General features: G+C 64.1%; 13 protein-coding genes and 4 pseudogenes. 9 read left to right on the top strand and 8 right to left on the bottom strand.

Annotated elements, in window-relative coordinates; genetic code table 11:
• Positions 1–23: 23 nt before the first annotated feature.
• From AC0IWM_RS20670 to leuC, 4 genes are all read right to left on the bottom strand, one after another.
• A complete protein-coding gene (locus tag AC0IWM_RS20670; RefSeq protein ID WP_471758062.1) occupies positions 24–1,241 on the bottom strand; it encodes an ABC transporter substrate-binding protein in 1,218 nt (405 codons plus the stop codon).
• Positions 1,238–2,089: a GntR family transcriptional regulator gene (locus tag AC0IWM_RS20665; RefSeq protein WP_471758060.1), complete on the bottom strand. Its 852-nt coding sequence runs from the start codon at positions 2,087–2,089 to the stop codon at positions 1,238–1,240. The genes AC0IWM_RS20670 and AC0IWM_RS20665 overlap by 4 nt, the downstream gene beginning before the upstream one ends.
• 73 nt (positions 2,090–2,162) lie before the next feature.
• Positions 2,163–2,789 (bottom strand): 3-isopropylmalate dehydratase small subunit, encoded by a 627-nt coding sequence (leuD, locus tag AC0IWM_RS20660; RefSeq protein WP_471758058.1) that lies wholly within the window; start codon positions 2,787–2,789, stop codon positions 2,163–2,165.
• Positions 2,786–4,243 (bottom strand): 3-isopropylmalate dehydratase large subunit, encoded by a 1,458-nt coding sequence (gene leuC / locus AC0IWM_RS20655; RefSeq protein WP_471758096.1) that lies wholly within the window; start codon positions 4,241–4,243, stop codon positions 2,786–2,788. Before leuC ends, leuD begins: the two co-directional genes overlap by 4 nt.
• A 120-nt stretch (positions 4,244–4,363) precedes the next feature.
• Here leuC and AC0IWM_RS20650 point away from each other — a divergent pair, with 120 nt between their 5' ends.
• Positions 4,364–5,761 (top strand): FAD-dependent oxidoreductase, encoded by a 1,398-nt coding sequence (locus AC0IWM_RS20650; protein WP_471758056.1) that lies wholly within the window; start codon positions 4,364–4,366, stop codon positions 5,759–5,761.
• Between the two features lie 7 nt (positions 5,762–5,768).
• Here AC0IWM_RS20650 and AC0IWM_RS20645 read toward each other — a convergent pair whose 3' ends face one another.
• The gene (locus tag AC0IWM_RS20645) at positions 5,769–6,668 is read right to left on the bottom strand and encodes a LysR substrate-binding domain-containing protein (RefSeq protein ID WP_471758054.1); all 900 of its coding nucleotides are present in this window, start codon (positions 6,666–6,668) and stop codon (positions 5,769–5,771) included.
• A gap of 183 nt (positions 6,669–6,851) precedes the next feature.
• Between AC0IWM_RS20645 and AC0IWM_RS20640 the strand changes: the two genes are divergently transcribed.
• The 4 genes from AC0IWM_RS20640 to AC0IWM_RS20625 all read left to right on the top strand — a co-directional run bounded on the left by AC0IWM_RS20640 (position 6,852) and on the right by AC0IWM_RS20625 (position 11,045).
• The gene (locus AC0IWM_RS20640) at positions 6,852–8,060 is read left to right on the top strand and encodes an acyl-CoA dehydrogenase (protein ID WP_471758094.1); all 1,209 of its coding nucleotides are present in this window, start codon (positions 6,852–6,854) and stop codon (positions 8,058–8,060) included.
• A gap of 13 nt (positions 8,061–8,073) precedes the next feature.
• Entirely contained in the window at positions 8,074–9,249 is a 1,176-nt protein-coding gene (locus tag AC0IWM_RS20635) for a CaiB/BaiF CoA transferase family protein (protein WP_471758052.1), read from the top strand.
• A 49-nt stretch (positions 9,250–9,298) separates the two neighbouring features.
• The gene (locus AC0IWM_RS20630) at positions 9,299–10,045 is read left to right on the top strand and encodes an electron transfer flavoprotein subunit beta/FixA family protein (protein ID WP_471758050.1); all 747 of its coding nucleotides are present in this window, start codon (positions 9,299–9,301) and stop codon (positions 10,043–10,045) included.
• 67 nt (positions 10,046–10,112) lie between these two features.
• Positions 10,113–11,045 carry an electron transfer flavoprotein subunit alpha/FixB family protein gene (locus AC0IWM_RS20625; protein ID WP_471758048.1) on the top strand — a complete coding sequence of 311 codons (933 nt, stop codon included), beginning with the start codon at positions 10,113–10,115 and terminating at the stop codon, positions 11,043–11,045.
• 654 nt (positions 11,046–11,699) lie between these two features.
• Here AC0IWM_RS20625 and AC0IWM_RS20620 read toward each other — a convergent pair.
• Positions 11,700–12,449 carry a TetR/AcrR family transcriptional regulator gene (locus tag AC0IWM_RS20620; RefSeq protein ID WP_471758046.1) on the bottom strand — a complete coding sequence of 250 codons (750 nt, stop codon included), beginning with the start codon at positions 12,447–12,449 and terminating at the stop codon, positions 11,700–11,702.
• Positions 12,450–12,698: 249 nt separating this feature from the next.
• Between AC0IWM_RS20620 and AC0IWM_RS20615 the strand changes: the two are divergent.
• The 4 genes and pseudogenes from AC0IWM_RS20615 to AC0IWM_RS20600 form a co-directional block, all read left to right on the top strand.
• Positions 12,699–12,845 (top strand): annotated as a pseudogene (locus AC0IWM_RS20615) (IS110 family transposase); the annotation flags it as partial.
• A gap of 501 nt (positions 12,846–13,346) precedes the next feature.
• Positions 13,347–13,657, top strand: a pseudogene (locus AC0IWM_RS20610) (IS5/IS1182 family transposase); the annotation flags it as partial.
• A gap of 476 nt (positions 13,658–14,133) precedes the next feature.
• Positions 14,134–15,747, top strand: coding sequence for a porin (locus tag AC0IWM_RS20605; protein ID WP_471758044.1), 1,614 nt, complete (start codon positions 14,134–14,136; stop codon positions 15,745–15,747).
• Between the two features lie 45 nt (positions 15,748–15,792).
• Positions 15,793–15,992: pseudogene (locus AC0IWM_RS20600) on the top strand (transposase); the annotation flags it as partial.
• Positions 15,993–16,008: 16 nt separating this feature from the next.
• Here the strand turns inward: AC0IWM_RS20600 and AC0IWM_RS20595 are convergent.
• Together AC0IWM_RS20595 and AC0IWM_RS20590 are read right to left on the bottom strand one after the other, a co-directional pair.
• Positions 16,009–17,177: pseudogene (locus tag AC0IWM_RS20595) on the bottom strand (IS3 family transposase).
• A 534-nt stretch (positions 17,178–17,711) separates the two neighbouring features.
• Positions 17,712–20,297, bottom strand: a complete 2,586-nt coding sequence (locus tag AC0IWM_RS20590; RefSeq protein WP_471758042.1) for a DEAD/DEAH box helicase — start codon at positions 20,295–20,297, stop codon at positions 17,712–17,714.
• Between the last annotated feature and the right edge of the window lie 377 nt (positions 20,298–20,674).

The raw sequence follows: 20,674 nt of genomic DNA, 5'->3' as shown, positions 1-20,674 counted from the left end.
CCCGAAGGACCGGCGGCGGAGGCTTAGGGAACCGGGAAGACGGGCTTCGCGTCGGAGAATTCCTGGGGGAAGATGACCTTGATCTCGCCCTTCTGGACCTGCGTGTTGACCGGAGCCGCGCCCGTGTTCTGGCCGTTCTCCATGCGCGTCGGGCCATAGGGCATGATCGGAGACGCGAAGGTGGAAGCGGCGAGCGCCGTGTTGACGGCGCCTGGCTCCAGGGACGCTGCGTGCTCGAGTCCGTCCGCCAGGAACTGCATCGCTGAGTAATTCAACGCGATATTGTAGTTCCATGGCCGGCCGGCTTCGGCGACCTGCTTCATGAGGGCGCGTGCCGCTTCCTGGCGCGGATCGCACCAATGGTTGCAGTCCATCACGTTCTCGGCCGCCTCGGCGAACTCCTTGACGAAGCGGATGTTGGAGGCGGCGCCGTTGAGGACGGCGTAGACGCCCTTGGTGCGCACCCGCTGCTGCTGGAGCGTGCGCATGAGCAGCACCGTCTCCCCGTAATAGGATGAGGGAATGAGGAGATCCGGCTTGAGCGAACGGATGCGCAGGGCGACGTTCGACATGTCGCGGGCGGGCGTCGGATGGGCGATCGTGTCGAGGATCTCGAACCCGTGCTTGGGGAGCTCCGTCGCCATGAGCTTGGCGAGCCCGGAACCGAAGAGGCCGTCCTCGTGGACGAGCACGATTGTTCGCGCCGGGTTGCCGGCGTCCTTGTTGATGCGCACGAGATTGTCGATCGCGGCCTTCGTGCAGATGCCGAAGCCCGGCGAGAAGCGGAAGGTGTTTGTGAGCCCCCGCGCGACGATCTGATCCGATACGCCGACATCGACGAGGTACGGCAGGTTGTACCGCGCCGCCGCTTGGCTGGCCGTGAGGCAGATCGGGCTGGCGAAGCCGCCGACCACGGCCGCGACCCCGGCGGACTGCATGCGCTCCACTTCCTGCGACCCGGCCTCCGGGCTGGAGCGGGCATCGCCGAACACCATTTCGAGGGGCCGCCCGCCCAGCGCCTTGATGCCACCCGAGGCATTGATCGCGGCGATCGCGAGTTCCGCGCCCAGCTTGCCGTAGGCGCCGTCCATCGCGAGATTGCCGGTGACGGGTTGGAGAACACCGATCTTGATGCTCTCGGCCGCCGCCCGCACAAGGCCCGGCATCGCGAGACCACCGACCAGGGCGGCTCCGCCTGCGACGACGGCACGGCGGCTGATCCTGGGCGTATACGTCGTCATCGCGTGATCTTCCGGGGCTTGAGGGGCGGGTCCGAGGCGTCTCGCGCAGGGCCTCCCTCGCGCGAAAGGGTGGGAGACTTCGCCTGCCAGCGCATGGCGTCGCCCTCGCGAGTGCGCTCCAGATCGAGCTGGAGGACGTAGAGGTCCGGCCGGTAGAGGCCGTAGAGATACTCGACGCCTCGACCCTGGTCGTCCTCGACGATACGCGTGATGGAAAGGAGCGCCGAACCCGTCTCGATGCCGAGCTCGGCCGCGATCTCGGGGCCGGCCAGGGCCGCGCCCACCGTCTGCCGACCGCTGACGACGCGCGCGCCCGATCGCTCCAGCAGTTCCAGGAGCGGCGTCGAGCGCAGGTCCGCCTCCGAATAGGAGACCCCGATCCGCTCGGGCACGTAGGTCACGAGGTAGGAGAAGGGCTTACCGTCCGCGATGCGCACACGCACCGTGCGCTGCACCCGCTCGCCGCGCCGGAGCCCGAGCGCCTCGGCCACGGCTGGCGTCGGCGATGTGTAATGGAAGGCGAGAAGCTTCACGTCCGTCCGCCGTCCCATCTCGACCAGGTGAGTGAAGACGTTGGAGAAGTCGGCCACGATCGCGTTCTGACCGGCCACGAGGCGCACGAAGGTTCCCGAGCCCGGTCGACGCTCGACCAGCCCGTCCTTGGCCAGCATGTCGAGCGCGCTGCGGATCGTGGCGCGCGACACGCCGAGGCTGGCGGCGAGGTCGGGCTCGCTCGCCATGCGCATGCCCGCCGAATAGTCGCCGGACAGGATGCGGTCCCGCAGATGCAGGAAGGCGACCTGCGACTTGCGCGGTTCGCTGGAATGGGGGGCTGGGCGAGCCGTCATGCTGATCTCCGCCGGTTCGAGATCAAAGTTTCATCCCAAACCTGTCCTGTCAATCGGACATCTTCTGTCCGGTCTAGAAATCGTCCGGAATTGTGGATGGCGCCGCCCATGGGCGCAGGACGCGGTCCTGCACAGCGAAGGCCGCGATCGCCTCGCCGTAGCTTGCCGTCAGGTCGAGGTCGTCCCAGCCGTTGAGAAGCTTGGTGCGCCAGACCGGCTCGACGGCGAAGTCGATCGCCTGTCCGGCCGCCTCGATGCGGCGTGCCGCGAGATCCACGACGAGGTCGCGTCCGCCCACCGTCAGTGTCTCGATCAGCGCTTCGGCCTCCGCTTCCGTGACGCGCGCGGGCAGCAGGCCATTATTGACGGCGTTGCTGGCGAAGATGTCGCCGAAGCTCGGTGCGATCACGCAACGGATGCCGTAGTCGACCAGCGCATAGACAGCCGCCTCGCGCGAGGAGCCGGCGCCGAAGTTACGGCGCGTCACGAGGATTTCGGCATTCCTGGCGTTCGGCGCATTCAAGGGGAAGTCGGCGACGAGGGCGCCCGCCTCATCGAATCTCAGGTCGCGGAGGAGAAAGTCGCCGTAGCCCTCCGCGCGCGAACGCTTCATGAAGCGCGCCGGAATGAGCTGATCGGTGTCGATGCTCGAATAGGGCAAGGGGCAGGCGATGGCGCGGAGCCGGTTGAAAGGGGTCATGCTCGGCCTGCCTGCGACAGACGCCGCACATCGGTCAGACGGCCGGTGACGGCCGCGGCCGCGACCATGGCTGGCGACATCAGATGCGTGCGCGCGCCAGGGCCCTGACGGCCCTTGAAATTGCGGTTGGTGGTGGAGGCACAGCGCTCGCCGGGCGGGACGATGTCGCCATTCATGCCCACGCACATGGAGCATCCCGCGCCGACCCATTCGAGCCCCGCCTCGATGAAGATGCGATCGAGACCCTCCGCCTCGCATTGCCGCTTGACCTCGGCCGAGCCGGGCGAGACGAGACCCGGAACCTTGGCGCTGCGGCCCGAAAGGACGGCGGCTGCGGCGCGCAGATCCTCCACCCGGCTGTTGGTACAGGAGCCGATGAAGACCCGGTCGATCGCGATCTCTTCCAGGGGGCGCCCGGCGACGAGGCCCATATAGTCCAGCGCCGCGCGGATGTGGGCAGCCCGTCCTTCGTCCGCGGCCCGCGCGGGATCGGGCACCGCCGCGTCGATGGGCAGCGTGTCTTCGGGGCTGATGCCCCATGTGACGCTCGGCGCGATGTCGCGCCCCTCGATCGTCACCTCCCGATCGAAGGCGGCGCCCGGATCGGAGGCAAGCCTCATCCAGATCTCCGCCGCTCGCTCGAAGGCCTCCCCTTGCGGGGCGAACGGGCGCCCGCGCAGGAAGGCGATCGTGGTCTCGTCCGGCGCCACCATTCCGCTGCGCCCGCCCGCCTCGATGGACAAGTTGCACAGAGTCAGGCGTCCCTCCACCGAGAGCGTGCGCACGGCCTCGCCGGCATATTCCACCGCGTGGCCCGCCGCACCGTCCGCGCCGATGCGCGCGATGATCGAAAGCGCGAGGTCCTTGGCCGTGACCCCCTCGCCCAGCCGCCCGCTTACGTCGATCCGCATGCGCTTCGGCCGCCGCTGCCAAAGAGTCTGAGTCATCAGGACATGGGCGACCTCGGACGCGCCGATTCCGAAGGCGAGGGCGCCCAGCGCACCATGCGTGGCGGTGTGGGAATCGCCGCAGACCATGGTCAGGCCGGGCAGCGTCAGCCCCTGTTCGGGCGCCGTGACGTGGACGATGCCCTGGCGCCAGTCGCCGGGGCCGAACAGGCGGATGCCGCTGCGCCGCGTGTTGTCCGCGAGCTTTCGTATGATGTCGGCCACCGCCGGATCGCGGGCGCCGGGCGAATCGGAGCGGGTGGGGATGTAATGGTCCGTCACCGCAAACGTGAGGTCCGGCCGCGACACCTGCGCCCCGCGCGCCGCCAATTTGTCGAAGGCGTGGAAGGAGCCCTCGTGCAGGAGGTGGCGGTCGATCCACAGGAGGTCGACGCCGTCCTCGCGCCGGGTCACGACATGCATGTCCCACAGCTTGTCGAGAAGCGTGCGCGGCGCACCTGGCCGTTGCGCATCTCGCGATACCGGGTCCTCGTTTGCGCTCGTCATCCTCACGCCTTCTGCCGTCGCCGCTGACGGCCCTTGTTGGCTTGTCTTATTTTTAGGACAGGATAGGCTTGTTTTTAAGACAGGCGCAAGGGGCGGCCGACAAGGCGAAGGTTCAGGCAAATGGCATCCATCGAAAGTCGGAACGCGGCATCCTTCGAGGTCGAGGTGGATGTGGTCGTCGTCGGCGCCGGGGCGGCCGGTCTGATCGCGGGCCTGAGCGCCCGCGAGGCGGGTGCGGGCAGTGTCGTGATCTTGGAGCGGGACGCCGTCCCCGCCGGCTCGACGGCCTTGTCCGCCGGCCTCATCCCGGCGGCGGGAACGCGTTGGCAGCGCGAAGGGGGGATCGAGGACGACGCCCCCCGCTTTGCCGAGGACATCATGCGCAAGGCCGAGGGTGAGCCGGACGAAGCGTTGGTCCGTCTCGTCTCGGAGACGGCGGGGCCGACGGTGGAATGGCTCGCCGATCGCTACGGCCTGCCCTTCTCGGTCATTCCGGACTTCTCCTATCCGGGCCATTCCCGCCGGCGGATGCATGGCCTGCCCTTGCGCTCGGGCCAGGAACTCGTGGACGCCCTGCGCGAGGCCGCCGAGGGGGCCGGATGCGACATCCTGTGCGATTCCACGGTGGAGACGCTGTTTCGCGACTATTCGGGGCGGATGACGGGCCTCCGATCGGCGCGGCCGGACGGAACGCGCGAGACTTTGGGGGCCAGGGCGCTGGTGCTGGCCTGCAACGGCTATGGCGGCAACAAGGCGCTGGTCACGCGCGACATTCCCGAGATGGCACAGGCCCATTACTTCGGCCACGAAGGCAATCGAGGCGAGGCCGTGCTGTGGGGCGAGGCGCTCGGGGCGCGTCTGCGCCACCTCTCCGGCTATCAGGGGCATGGTTCCGTCGCCCATCCCGCCGGCATCCTCATCACCTGGGCGGCGATCACCGAGGGTGGGTTCCAGGTGAACCGGGCGGGCGAACGCTTCTCGAACGAAGCCAAGGGCTATTCCGAACAGGCCGCGGAGGTTCTTCGGCAACCCGAGGCCACGGCCTTTGTCGTGTTCGACGAGCGTATCGCGGCGATCTGCCGCCAGTTCGAGGATTTCCGGCGCGCCGAGAGCCTGAACACCGTCGTCGAAGCCGCCTCCTTCGCCGAGCTCGCCCAGCGCATCGGCGTCGATGCGGAGCGCTTGAGCGCGACGGCCGCCGAGGTCGAGGCCATGAAGGCGAGCCGTTCGAGCGACCCGTTCGGGCGCGACTTTTCCGGCGTGGCTCCCCTCAAGGCCCCCTTGAAGGCGGTGCGCGTCACCGGCGCGCTGTTTCACACGCAGGGCGGGCTCGTGGTGGATGAGAAGGCGCGTGTGGTGACGCGAGGCGGCGCGCCGGTCCCCAATCTCTTCGCGGCGGGCGGCGCGGCATGCGGCGTTTCGGGCTCCAAGGCGTCCGGTTATCTCTCCGGCAACGGACTCCTGACCGCCGTCACGCTCGGCCGGATCGCCGGGCGCGAGGCGGCGGGGGTGGTCTGAGAAGCCGCTATCGTACCGCCGCCTCGGCCTCGAGCCAGTCGCGAAAGCTCTTCAGCGTCGTGTTCGCCCGACTTCGAGCGGGGCAGATCAGGGCGTAACGCGACCGACCGGGCAGGACGCGCGAGGAGACCTTGCGCAGACGGCCTTCCGCAAGATCGTCCGCCGCCAGCAGGTCCGGCACCAGCGCGACGCCGAGCCCGGCTCGCGCCGCCGCCAGCACCATGCCGAAATGTTCGAAGCGTGCCCCGCGCAAGATGGCGATGGGATCGAGCCCGGCATCCGTGAACCAATCCAGCCAGAGTTCGGGCCGGGTCGATTGCTGAAGCAGCGGCAGCCCTGCGATCGCCGCGTCGCTCAGGGGGGACTCGCCGTCCTCGGGCAGCAAGGACGGGAGCGCGACCGCAATGAGCGTTTCCTCCGCCAGGGGAACGACATCCGTTCCCGGCCCCGCCAGTTCGGTTCGCTGGATCGCGGCGTCGAACGGTTCGCGTTCGAAATCCACGGGTGCGAGGCGCGCGGCCAGGTCGATGGAGAGGCCGGGCGACAGGCGATGAAACCCGGCGAGGCGCGGGATGAGCCAGCTTGTGCCGAAGGTCGGCAGCACGGCGAGACGCAGCACGCGCATCTTGTCGCCGAAGGACATCACCGTCAGGGCGCTGGCATTGAGGTCCGTGAGGATGCGCTCCGTGTCGCGCAGCATGGCCCGGCCCGCATCCGAGATCACCAGCCGCCCGCGCACGCGATGAAAGAGTTCGACACCGAGCCGCGCCTCCAGCGAGGCGAGCGAGCGGCTGACGGCGCTTTGCGTCAGCCCCAGCTGGAGCGCCCCCGCGGTGACCGAGCCGCTGTTCGCGCAGGCGCCGAAAGCTTGCAGTTCCGACAGGGTCGGCGTGAACGATCGTCTCATGAGGGCGTCCTGCTCGCTCGCATCTTGATGAAGGTAGGCTGCGCGAACAAGCCGAGGGCCGACGGTCGCCCATTCCTTCGCCTCATGGATTCACCAGTCGAACTCATTGGAGTGCACCGGGCGGGGGATCTAGGGTCGCGCCCATCGTCGCGCTTCGGCGCGGTCCGTCGAGGAAATCCCACCATGTCGCTCAAGCCCAAGGACGCGCCCGGTCTCGGCCGGTTCTCGTGGGACGATCCGTTCCGGCTGGACGAGCAACTGACCGACGAGGAGCGCATGCTGCGCGACGCGGCTCGTGCTTTCGCGCAGGAAAAGCTGCGGCCGCGCGTCATCGAGGCCTATCGCGAGGAGACGACCGATCCTGCCATCTTCCGCGAGATGGGCGAGATGGGTCTGCTGGGCGCCACCATCCCCCAGGAATATGGCGGTCTCGGTGCGTCCTACGTCGCCTACGGGCTGATCGCACGCGAGGTGGAGCGGGTGGATTCGGGCTATCGCTCGATGATGTCTGTTCAGTCCTCCCTCGTCATGTATCCGATCTACGCCTATGGGTCGGAGGCGCAGCGCCGCAAATACCTGCCGAGGCTCTCCAGCGGCGAATGGATCGGCTGCTTCGGCCTGACCGAGCCCGATGCCGGCTCCGATCCGGCGGGCATGCGCACCATCGCCCGCAGGACGCAGGGCGGCTATGTCCTGAACGGCGCCAAGACTTGGATTTCCAATTCACCGATCGCCGATGTCTTCGTGGTCTGGGCGAAGTCCGAGGCGCATGGCGGTAAGATTCGCGGCTTCGTTCTTGACAAGGGCCTGACGGGACTCACTGCGCCCAAGATCGGCGGCAAGCTTTCGCTACGCACCTCGATCACCGGCGAGATCATCATGGACGATGTCGAGGTGTCCGACGACGCGTTGCTGCCGGATGTGGAAGGGTTGAAGGGCCCGTTCGGCTGCCTCAACCGCGCGCGCTACGGGATTTCCTGGGGGGTTCTGGGGGCGGCGGAATTTTGCTTCCACGCCGCGCGGCAATATGGGCTCGACCGCCAGCAGTTCGGCCGCCCTCTGGCACAGACCCAGCTCTTTCAGCTGCGCCTCGCCGACATGATGACCGAGATCACCCTCGGCCTTCAGGCGAGCCTGCGGGTCGGGCGCTTGATGGACGAGGCGAATGCCGCGCCCGAAATGATCTCGCTCGTCAAGCGCAACAATTGCGGCAAGGCGCTGGAGATCGCCCGTCGTGCGCGCGACATGCATGGCGGCAACGGCATCTCGGAAGAGTTCCAGGTGATCCGTCACATGGTCAATCTCGAGACCGTCAACACCTACGAGGGCACGCACGACGTCCACGCGCTGATCCTCGGCCGGGCCGTGACGGACCTCCAGGCCTTCTTCTAGGGCGATGGCAAGGATGGAGCCTGCACAGGAGTCGAGTCCGCCTCCGCTCGCGGGTCTCAAGGTGGTGGAACTCGCCCGGATCCTGGCCGGCCCGTGGATCGGGCAGACGCTGGCTGACCTCGGCGCCGATGTCGTCAAGGTCGAGGCGCCGGGCGGGGACGATACGCGCCGCTGGGGGCCGCCCTTCGTGGACCGCGACCTGGCGGACGGAACGCACGACCGGACGGCCGCCTATTTCCACGCCACCAATCGCGGCAAGCGCTCGATCACCTGCGATTTCGAACAGGCGTCCGACCTGTCCCGGCTCCTGGACCTCGTGCGCGAGGCGGATGTCCTGATCGAGAACTTCAAGGTCGGCGGCCTCAGGAAATACGGGCTCGACTACGAGACGCTCTCGGCGCTCAATCCGCGCCTTGTCTATTGTTCCATCACCGGCTTCGGACAGGACGGGCCCTCCGCGCCGCTGCCGGGCTACGACTTCCTGATCCAGGGTCTCTGCGGCATCATGGATCTGACGGGCGAGCCGGACGGAGAGCCACAGAAAATCGGCGTCGCCTGGATCGACATTCTGACCGGGCTATACGGCACGATCGGCATCCAGGCGGCGCTTGCCGAGCGTGCGCGCTCCGGTCGGGGCCAGCATGTCGATCTGTCGCTTCTGGATTGTGGCGTCGCCGCGCTCGCCAATCAGGCGACGAATTATCTGGCAGGCGGCACCCCGCCCCGGCGCATGGGCAACGCCCATCCCAACATCGTGCCCTACCAAGTCTTCAAGGCAGCCGATGGCCACGTCATCGTCGCCTGCGGCAACGACCGACAGTTCGCCGCCTTTGCCGCTCTTCTCGACCTCGGCGGGCTCGGGGCGGACCCGCGCTACGCCACCAACCCGGCCCGCGTGGAAAACCGCGTGTCCCTCTGTACCCTCTTGGCCGAACGTACCGCGCTCATGACGCGCGACGCGCTGATCACGGCCATGCAGGCGTCCGGCGTACCCGGAGGGCCGATCAACGACGTGGCTGGCGCGATCGCTCATCCGCAGATCGCGCATCGCGGTCTTCTCATCGCGCCCGAGGGCGTTCCCGGCCTTCGTACCCCCATCGCCTTCTCACGCAGCCCTCTCGTCACCGAGCGCGCCTCGCCCGCTCTCGGGCAGGACGATCGTCGTCCAGGGGCCGACGAAGGGCGCTGATCCGGCCGTTCCCTCCGACAATCGACACTCAACCGAAAGGCCGTCCGGCATGAAGATCCTGGTCTGCGTGAAGCGGGTTGTTGACTACAACGTGAAGATCCGGGTGAAGCCCGACGGAACCGGCATTGATCTCGCCAACGTCAAGATGAGCATGAATCCGTTCGACGAGATCGCCGTGGAAGAGGCGATCCGTCTGAAGGAGAAGGGCTGCGCGAGCGAGATCGTGGCCATATCGATCGGTCCCGCGCAGGCCGCCGACACGCTCCGCACGGCGCTGGCGATGGGCGCCGACCGCGGCATCCTGGTGAAGGTCGAGAGCGTGGTGGAGCCGCTCGCGGTGGCCAAGATCCTGAAGGGCGTGGTGGAGGCCGAGGCGCCCGACCTCGTCATCCTCGGCAAGCAGGCGATCGACGACGACGCCAACCAGACCGGGCAGATGCTGGCGGGGCTGCTCGGCTGGAGCCAGGGCACCTTCGCCTCGAAGCTGGAGCTCGGCGAGGGGCGGGCGAGCGTGAGCCGCGAGGTCGACGGCGGCCTTCAGACGGTGGACCTGAAGCTCCCGGCGATCATCACCACGGACCTGCGCCTCAACGAGCCGCGCTACGCCTCGCTACCCAACATCATGAAGGCCAAGAAGAAGCCGCTCGACGAGAAGACCGCCGCCGATTTCCATGTCGATACCAGCCCGCGCATCGAGGTGCTGAAGACCGCCGAGCCGAAGGGCCGCGAGCCCGGCATCCGCGTCGGATCGGTGGACGAGCTCGTCTCGGCGCTGAAAGGCGCCGGCCTCGTCTGAGGGCCTTGCCCGCCGCGGGCGCATCGGGCGCGCCGCCTTTGACCTCTTCTTCGCGAGGACGACCAGCATGACGACGCTCCTGATCGCAGATCACGACAACACCACGCTCTCGGGCGAGACCGCCAAGGCGCTCACCGCCGCCCGCGCGCTCGGCGGCGAGGTGCACGTCCTCGTCGCCGGCGAGGCGGCGGGCGCCGTGGCCGAGGCCGCTGCCGGGCTCGCCGGCGTCGCGAAGGTCCGCCTCGCCCAGTCGCCCGAACTCGCCCATCGCCTCGCCGAGCCGACTGCCGCGCTCATCGTGTCGCTCGCCGGCGAGTACGAGGCGATCGTGGGACCCTCGACGGCGATGATCAAGAACCTCCTGCCGCGCGTCGCCGCGCTTCTCGACGTGATGCAGGTCTCCGACGTCACGGCCGTGGTATCGCCCGACACGTTCGAGCGACCGATCTATGCCGGCAATGCCGTGCAGACCGTGCGCTCTACCGACAAGGTCAAGGTGCTGACGATCCGCACCACCGCCTTCGCCGCAGCTGCCGAGGACGGATCGGCCCCGGTCGAGCCGGTGACGGCGGGCGCAGGCGATCTCGGTCTGTCGCGCTTTGCCGGCCAGGAGGTGGCCCAGTCCGAGCGGCCCGATCTCTCGGGCGCCAGGATCGTCGTCTCCGGCGGCCGGGCGCTGGGCTCGAAGGAAAAGTTCGAGGCGGTGCTGCTGCCGCTCGCCGACAAGCTGGGCGCGGCGGTCGGCGCCTCACGCGCGGCGGTGGACGCGGGCTACGCGCCGAACGATTGGCAGGTCGGCCAGACCGGCAAGGTGGTGGCGCCCGACCTCTACGTCGCCGTGGGCATTTCCGGGGCGATCCAGCACCTGGCGGGCATGAAGGATTCAAAGGTGATCGTCGCCATCAACAAGGACGGCGACGCCCCGATCCTCCAGGTCGCCGACTACGGACTCGTCGGCGATCTCTTTGCCATCCTGCCCGAGCTGACGAGCAAGCTATGATCGGGCTGACCCGACGAGGGTTTCGGACCCGGCCAGATGAGAGCCGGGATCGAGGCGGGATTGGAACTCGCTCAAGACCGAAGCGTCGAGGCCGGGATGGTCGGGACGAGCCCGAGCCGGTCCTTCCAGTCGATGCGGACACCGAGGGCGTCGCGCAGGCCGAGACAGGCGTGGCGCCGCGGGAACGTATCGGTTCGATGGACACCGAGACGGCTTTCGCGTCAGGTGTTCGTCCGACGCCCGAGAGCGGCACCTGCCAAGCCGGGTCCGTCGAAAGATGGTCGCGTTGGTCCGCGCCGGCCGGCGCTCTCGACGGGGGCGGTCGGCGATGCCGACCGCAGCGCCATGACCGAAAGCGTCATCCCGATCCCGAATGCGCGTTGCTCGGCCGCCATCGCTTCCGCTCACAGGTTAGGGCTCGGACGGCCTGCTTCGGCGACCGGCCTGCTTCGGCGACATCGAGGGCTTCCATGACCCGCTGCGCCGGTATCCGGCCCTCGGATGCCGCCCGCCAGTCGGTACGAGCCGGCGTCCCGCTCGGACCCGTCACCCGAGATCCGCCTGAGCCCAGCCGAACCGTCTACACATCCCACACGATCGCCGGCCGACATGATGGCGGAAACGGCTGCGGTCTTCGACCGATAACGGTCCCGCCTACCGGCCTGTACGCTGCCGGCGTCGAGGAGACGTGCTTGCTTTCGCTGTCGATGCCGTAGGCTCAATGCCTTTCCAAGCTGTCGGCGCACCAATGCCCCGTAACGCACACTGCACAATTTCCTGTAAGATCAGCGTGTTGTCATCCACGTCAACTTCCCGTTTGCCGCCGGATATGATGTCGAGCTTTGTAGACAGCGGGTCGCAGAGCGCGAGCATATGAATGGCGGCACCCCGCGCAAACTCGTAACGCCAGATCAACTCCGAGCGTGCCAAGCCCGGCATCGCTCGCGCCAGGGCATCTATGAAGCTCTGGGCCCCATAATCGAAGTGGAGCGAAACGAAGACGGAGATCGGGTGGGTCGGCGTCGCCTTGAGATGCTGCATCATGCGGATCACCGTGCGGCCGCCGTCCGGCCCGCGCGGTGCTTCCACGAGAGGCTGGATCAGCGCGGCCAGAATCGCGTCCAGCGTCGGCGGCTCGGGCGCACAGCGGTCCAGAACCAGCGACAAGGCGTCTGATCGGGCCGTGCGCACGGGATTGAACACCTCCAGCATGACTTCCTGAAGCAGCCCTTCCTTAGATCCGAAGTAGTAGCTTACCGCCGCGACATTCACGCCAGTCGCGGCGGTTACATCCCGCACGGTAATCGCCGACAGGCCCTTCAGAGACACAAGCTGAATCGCTGCATCGAGTATACGGCGTCTTGCATCGGCCGAGGATGCGGTCGAAGTCATGGCGGTCGACAAAGGCTCTGGTCCTTCCGGCGAGATGGAGTGCACGGTTTCAGGCTGTGAACTTAATCGTCGCGTCTGTTTGTTGAAAAAATCGCTTTGTAAGAGTATCTAATATTCAGAAACATGACATCGATGCGTGTATTTTTTGCTTTTGGAACATCTTGATGGCGGGTCGCTCCGGGCCTGATGGTGTGGATGGCCCCCGCCACGATATCGCTGTGCCGCGATGAGGTTGTTGGATCTCATCGACAGGAGGTGTTCATGGCACAGGTTCGTACCATCGGCCTCGATCTGGCGAAGAACGTCTTCCCGGTCCACGGCATCGATCCACAAGGCGAGGTCCTCCTGCGTCGGCGACTGCGCCGGGCTGAAGTCCTCCCCTTCTTCGCCAAGCTCGCACCTTCGATCCGCCCCCATCGAAGTGTCTAATCGCTAAGGCGGGCGCGTCGCAAACGCGATCGGGCCAGTGTTCACCTTGCGTTGACCATATGCCCTGCCTGGCGCCTTCCGAACCGGAAGCCGCCCATGATCCTGTCCGCCATTGTGGCCAAGCTCAAGCGGCGTGCCGGGCCAGGCGTGCCGGGCCAAGTTCAATCGCCGGCACTATGAGGCCGGCCTGATCATGCGGGCCGTTTCCCAGGGTCTGTCGTCACGTGAGTCACACGAGGGCTGCGGCGAAGCAGAGCGGGCACCCAAGAAGCTGAGTGCGGCCTTCTCTCAGCGAGGGACGATGGCGCGCCACGCCTTGGGGCGGGCCCAGAGGCGCTCGACCGGGTTGCGGTTCTCGGAGATCGGATCGAGGTACGCGACGGTTCTTTAGCGTTGGTTTGGCATGGCCAGGCCGCTTCTCCCCGGCGATCTCCGGGATGAGATCGCTCCGCAGCTGCCACCGTTTCGTCACCGACGCGCGGCTTCCGCCTGAGCGGAGCCAACCGGCACGACGACGGTGTGATGATGGCAGTCCCCCTCGATACCATTCCGCCTTTTCGGAGTGGTCGGCGCGGGCGATTGCGACGCGCATCGCACGCAACGCCATCGAGAGCTGCGCGAAGCTCGGTCGTCACCGTTGGGCCGTGGAGCGCATCCACGCCTGCTTCAACCGGATCCGTCGTTTGCCAGTCCGCTACGAACGACGCGGAGACCTCTACGCGGCCTTCCCGCGCTTCACGGCCAGCCTCATCACCCTCGACCAGATCAAACGGTTCTGTGAGGCGCTCTGACTCGGGCTTCCTTTAAACCGACTTGTAAAACACATGTTTAAAAATCTATCAATGCCGGCCTCAGGATACCTATTCGGCAAGACGCTGTGGCGGCGCGCGTTTCTCAACTAAACAGTTATAGCTACCTAAAAACAGATCATTAGAGCATATAACTTGTGCTTAAAGCAAAAAATTCAAATATAAATGGTTCGGCGGCTTGTGATATGACGGACCTAGATGTTAAACAAACGTTTGAAAAGAGCGCCGAGCGGTCAGCAGCGGAAGACTGTCCCGCCCGCGTCGAGCGTAGGCGATGATCGTCCCTTTCTGTGACGAGAGAAGATGGCGAGCACAGGATAGTATTTTTACGGAGAGGTTGCTTCGCAAAACCGATCAATCTTGGTCCGTATATACGTATTTTTACTTGAATAAAATAAGTAGTTCTGCTGCACGAGCAGGCATGATTACGGCGGTCAACTGAAGCATCGGGGGCACCAATGACCTATATGAAGCTTTCTATTCTCGCATCGGTGGCCGGATTTGCTTGGATGTCGGGAGCCAATGCTGCAGATTTTCAGATGAAGTCCACAAAGCCTGTGGAATATGTTCGTGTCTGCAATGCGTATGGAGCGGGTTTTTTTTACATCCCCGGTACCGAAACCTGCATCCGCCTGTCGGGGCGGGCGCGATTTGAGTATGCAACCCAAAGTTCCTATAGCAGATCAGGAGGTGTCGGCGATTATAGTTCCTATCGTAGTCTTCTCCGCATCAATATCGATGCGAGAACGCAGACCGATTACGGCGTCCTGCGCGCATTCCTGCGCCTCGAGGCCGCCAGTCGTACGGGAGGGGCACTCCATTCGGCTACGGCGAATCGCATCGGCAACGCCTTTACTGCCACGGGCGTCGATGGAGTCGGTCGACTCCAAAACTATATCGCGACCGATAAGGCATTCATTCAGTTCGCGGGCATCACGGCCGGCCGTGCTTCGTCATTCTTCGACTTTTACGCCCATGACTTCGAGCTGATCGGTGCGACCGCCGGATCCGACATGGGTTCAACGAATCTGCTCGCCTACACGGCATCCCTCGGCAATGGCTTCTCGACGACGCTATCCCTGGAGGATCCCACGTTCCGCCGTACACCGGTCTATGCCGCGCAGGGCATCGTCACGGCATCCTCGGGCAGCCAAGTCGTCCTGACTCCGGTCTTTGCTGGCTACACTACGAATGGCGATCCTTCCGGCGCTGGCTTTGTCGATGTCGTCCAACGCAACCGGATGCCCGATTTCGTCGGGACCTTGCGCTACGACTCTACCTGGGGGTCGGTCCAACTCTCCGGTGCCGTTCACGAGGTGAACACGGGCGGACCGAGTTTGACGAATTTCGCGGGCACCAATCTCGGCACGGCCGTGAGTGCGACCAATATCCGGGCCGTCACAGCCCCGCGGAGCATCTATGGTTGGGCGGTCCAGGGCGGCGTGAAGGTTAATCTTCCTTTCGCTGCTGTCGGCGATGCCTTTTACCTTCAGGTTGGATACGCCGATGGCGCGCAACTGTATTCTGGCTACTCAAATTTCTCGGGCTCTTATTCAAGCACCCCCATCGCGGTGCAGGGATCGGCGTTCAATCTGACGTTCAACGATGCCGTCTTGAATCCCTTCACCAGCAAGCTCGAATCATCGACGAGCTTCACGGCGGTCGCATCGATCCTTCATTACTGGACGCCGGAGTGGCGTTCGGCCCTCTATGGGTCCTATGGCGAGTTGACCTATGCAAAGGGGTCTCGCGCGGCACAGGGGGCGTTCTCCGACTTCCTGGGCACAGGGCCGGGTGCCGTCGGGACGCGATACTACCAAACCAGTGCGATCTTGCGAGATTCCTACCAGTTCATTGCCGGAACGAGCCTGATCTGGTCTCCGGTCAAAGACCTCGATATCGGCATTGAAGGTCTTTATACCGTGTTTGGTCCGAAAAACGGGCGTATACTCGATACGAGCAAGTTTCCGCTGCAGAACATGAGTTACGTGAACAATGTTTCGAACCAGATTTCGACCAGATCCAGCCAAGACGCCATTCATGTCAGGGCGCGCATCCAGCGCGATTTCTGAGGGCTGTCATCAGCCAGCCGTCAGTTGTGCGGCCTGTTGACGAAGGCGACGCGCCTCGGGCTGTCGGGCCACGATCCGTTGCAGCGCTTCATCGCCGGCCCCGCCTGGGATGAAGCGCCGCTCTGGACGGAACTGGCCCGCCAGGCGGATCCGATGCCTGCCTGGTGATCGACGACACGGCCCTGCCGAAGAAGGGCACGCGCTCGGCCGGGGTGGCGCTTCAATACTGCGGTGCGTTGGGCAAGCTGGACTTGCACCGGTTTAATGGAGAGCGGTTTGGTGGGCGATGCCCCTTTCGAACAGGATGGGGCTGGTGAAGCCAAGCGCCGAGTGACGGCGACGGGGATTGTAGAAGTCATCGATGTAACGGGCCAGCGCGTCGATGGCTTCGGATCGTGTCTGGAACGCGGTGCGCCAAACCAGTTCGCTCTTCAGCGTCTTGAAGAACGTCTCGACCATCGCGTTGTCATAGCAGTTGCCCTTTCCGGACATCGAGATCACGATGCCATTTCTTCGTAATTCCGCTTGGTACTCATTTGTACAATACTGACTGCCGCGGTCGGAGTGATGCATCAAACCTGACGGCGGCTGCCGGACGACGAGGGCGCGTCGCAGCGCGGTCAGCGCGAGTTCCTTGTGAAGCCGGTCGCCCGCCGCCCAGCCCACGACCCGCCGAGAGTACAGGTCGAGGACCACCGCCAGGTACAGCCAGCCCTCCCGCGTCCAGACGTAGGAGATGTCCGCGCCCCATTTCCGATCCGGTCCTGCCGCCGTGAAGTTTTGATCGAGGTGGTTGGGCGCGACCGGGAAGGCGTGGCCGCTGTCCGTCGTGCGCTGGAAGCGGCGCGGCTGGCGGGCCTTGAGCCCATTCTACCGCATCAGCCGGGCCACGCGCCGCCGGCCTGCCGCCAAGCCCTTCTCGCGCAACTCGTGCGTCATACGGGGACTGCCATACGCCTCGTGCGAGAGCGTGAAGGCGGAGCGGACATGGGCGAGCAGCACGAGGTCCTCGCGCTGGCGCGTCGAGGCCGGGCGGTTCTTCCAGGCGAAATAGCCGCTCGGACTGACCTCGAGGACCTTGCACAGGCGCGCGACCGGGAAGTCCTTCTTCGCCGCGTCGACGAGGCGGAACCTCATCGACTTCCCTCCTTAGCAAAAAAAGCCGTGGCCCGCTTCAGGATCTCCCGTTCCTGGCGCAACGCCTCGTTCTCACGCCGCAGGCGCCTGAGCTCGGCGGCCATGTCCTCCTGCCGGTCGGCCGGCGGGTGGTCCATCTCCCGCTCAGGCCGGCCGTCGATCCAGTTGCGCAGCGTCGAGAGCCCCACGCCGAGATCGGCGGCGATCTCCCGGCGGGGCCGCCCACTCCTCTGGGCCAACCGCACCGCCTCGGCGCGAAACTCGGGGGTAAAGGTCTGCTTCCGGTCTGCCATCGGAACCCTCCTCATTCAGGAAAAGAGCTCTTCACTTTCGCGGTGCAGGTCCATCGGCTGGCTGAGCCACTGGGGTGGATTTCTGCGCGAGCGCGCCGGGCGCCTCGACGTCGCCGCAGGCCGCCTCGCCTGCCTCATGGCCGCCAACGCTCTCAACAATCCAGCATAAGCTCGCGTCCTCAAACAGGCTCTACGGTGCCGACATTTGCTGACATGCTGAGATAACTGAAAAAATAATTGGCGCGCCCGAAAGGAGGGCGGGGATGCCTCGAATTTCTCAATCAAAACAGTGCGATGCAACCGCCTTCGTAAAAACTATTGTATGACCTAATGGCTCTAGCGCCAACGCCGAGACCTCAGCAAGCCCTCTGGTCCGCGATGGGCGAAAATCCTTTGCGTTTGTCAGCAGCGACAACGAATCAGGACAAAGCGATCATCAGGTAGGCCGCAGGCCACCTTCATTAATTAGCGCGGCTTAGAGAGAGGTAGCAGGAGCCACACGTGTGCAGTCCGCATGGCTCCGCGTTTGCACAGTCAGGAAACCGCTGTAAGCACGTCGGTGGCGTAACTCCGCTGCAAGCGTTCGAAGATCTGACGCATCGTCATTTGGTTGTGCTCTAGAGCTTCTGCTGCTTGTGCCCGCCAGACAAGGTCGCCCGGTTCAACGAACGTGACTCGGAGGTGTCGAACTGCGGCCAACGCCTGCTGAGCCCAATCAACGAACTCCGCGGTGGTCCAGAAGCCCACGCTTCGTGCGTGAGGAACCGCGCCACGTTTGATCTTCGTGATTGGCCCTACGATTGCAGAGATAATTTCGCATGCAGTGGTCTCGGGAACATTGTCGCGCATCCAGCGGGGATGCGATTCTGCTTGTCTGGCTTTGGTAACTGGCAGCGCGGTCTCTGCATCGGCATCTACATAGTCTTCAAAGACCAAGGCGCGACGCCCAGAAATCCACCAGGGGTCGGGGGAGCCGTCCGTCTCAACTTTGCCTGCAGCGAACCCAATGAATTCACCTAAGGCTTTCTGTGCATTTTCAAAGGTGGCCGCAGAGCGGAGGCCAGTCATGATCTCCTTTTCCTTGATCGAGAATCGCCCATCGTGAGAGGTGCCAAGATCTTCTAATACAGCCTCTAGCTGCTCAATTTGTTCCTCCAGGCCGATATCTGCGGATGCAGCACCCACCTCATCTTTCGGCTGAAAGCGTGAGAGTGATACGAGCCACGGGATTAGGGGAGCAGCACCTTTGGCCGCATTGAAGTGCGCTCGCGCTTTAACTTCAAGCGAACTGACGCCCGATTGGAATCCGAGCCATGCAGCACTGCCCGCTAGGTAGTGCCAGAGGGCGCGATAACCCCGCAATTCGGAAGATGTGAGGCATCCCAGCACTCGCTCTGCTGCTGCGAGGGCACCCTCATAATCGCTTTGCCAAAGGCGCGTCTGCCAGGTTATTTCGTGGCCTACAGATTGCCGCAAGTGCTCAACGCCAGGAAACTGCTCCTGCTTGACCACCGCACGATGAGCAACGATTTCTTGGTCGGCAGCTTCCCACTCGGCGCCATGCTTAAGAAAGACGTCAAGATAACCCGTGAAGTCTTCCAGTGCTACGCTTTTGGATTGCTCAATGCCAAAGTGAAGCTCAGCTTGCAGTTCTGGATGCAAGAATTTGCGCCGTTGAGCGCTGACAAGATAATCTGGGATCTCGTCACCTGAGACGACTACGGCTGAAAAATCCTCAAGCGATCGCGTGCAACGCCCAATCGCTTGCAGAACCCGCGTTTGAACTCGCTCATTAAGCAGGATGCTTGCGCCCATGCGAGACATGAGGAAGCGCTCTTGAATATTGGTTGCCTTGGGGAGGCCCTCGATAAACACAAGGCGACACTCGTCTCCGGGAAAGTCGATGCCGTCATAGCGGTTTGCAACAGCTGCAACAGCCTCTTTGGCTGCTACAAAGGGTTTCTTGGAAATTTCAATATCCTCGGCACTAAACACTGGAAAGCCGAGGCTGCTCGAAACGTCATCTACGATCTCGCTTCGAGCGAATTCGCTTGGTACTAAGACAAGACTGCGACCGCTTCTTCTCATCAGCGTGCGGCGTAAAATCTTTTCTTTAGCTTCCGTCAGTGACATGCCGGGGAACATAAAAAATCGGCGCCCGACCCCCTGCCTGTCCCATCCTTCCGGAATGGGGAGACGCTTGATTGAGGGTCGCCCAGTAAGTCGCTCAAGGTCTCCGCCTGCACTCAATGTCGCCGACATGAAGATGCGCTGCTTCGGATTTGAGAAGCCTTCGTGGGTCCAAGCCGGTGGGATCAAGGGCCTAATCAGAATTTCATTCGGCGACATATACAATTGGCAGGCGGCGAGCTGATCGCGTATGAGGCTCCAAGGGTTTGCGAGTTCAGGCGCTTCAGCGTGGGCGTCTAAGATCTCCCGTAGCTGATCCGCGATCTCTATCAACGTGGGGGTTGGGAGCTTATCGACCCAGTTTCTATCAAAGGCACCTTCCGTACGTCCGGAGAGGCGTGTGTGATTGGCTAAGCCGAGGTATTCAGCGAGCAATCCTCGTATCGAAGCATGCAAAGCAGCGTGCTTGCTTCTTTCGATTTTTAGCGACCACAGTGCGGAGATGTAATTCTCGGCCGCGTGAGCGTCATCAACAACGATGATATTAGCTTCGGCAAAGAAAGTGTTTGTGTTAAACAGGCTGCTGTATGTGGTAACTGAAACCTTCTCGTTGCTTAAGTACGCCGCCCGCGCTGCTGGATCATATTTGCGGGCACTGCCGGTAAATCCCTGCACGGACAAGCCGTACTTCTCATCCGCCTGCTCAACCACCTGGTTTACAAGCTGCCTTGTTGGGCACAGGTAGACGATGCGGTCGCCGTACTTCCGCCTTCGCCACTCTCCGATAAGCAAGCCGACTAGCGTCTTACCGCTGCCGGTTGGAAGTTGGAGCGCCACGTCAGGCACATCCAACGCACTAGCTGAGTAGGCCGCGAGCATGGCTTGCTGGTGTGGAAGAATATCCGGAAATTTGCGACGCGGGAGGGTTCGGAAAAGTTTGTCGGGGGAGTCGGGCGCAGCTGGTGCTTGAGTCAGCTTCTTGAACGGCATGAATTTTTCGACCCCGACTAGGCTGCGAACCGAGCGCACTCACCTAGAAGAGCGTTACCGTACAATCAACCTACCTGAAGTCTGACCAGAAGGTTTCGTATGGTGGGCGTGTGACCGTCGAATCATGTGAGCAGGCCTTCGAGGAACGAGTGTGCGCAATGTCTCGCGTCACTTTGGGGCGCCTCCTTGGCAACACCTGGCTTCCGGTAACCCGACTACCCAAGGGGTCACGCACTTCTGACGCCATACGGAACACGCAACGGCAGGATTTCCCCCCGTATGGGTCTGCTGGGTGGGCCTCAGGCCGAACGTGAGGGCGAGGTCCTACCTGGGTCTATCTCGGCAGCTCTAGCTCGCCCCGCTCAGTTCGCCTCGCG

The sequence above is a fragment of the Methylobacterium sp. AC433 genome (assembly GCF_979253015.1).
This window is presented reverse-complemented; position numbering and strand designations above follow the sequence as displayed.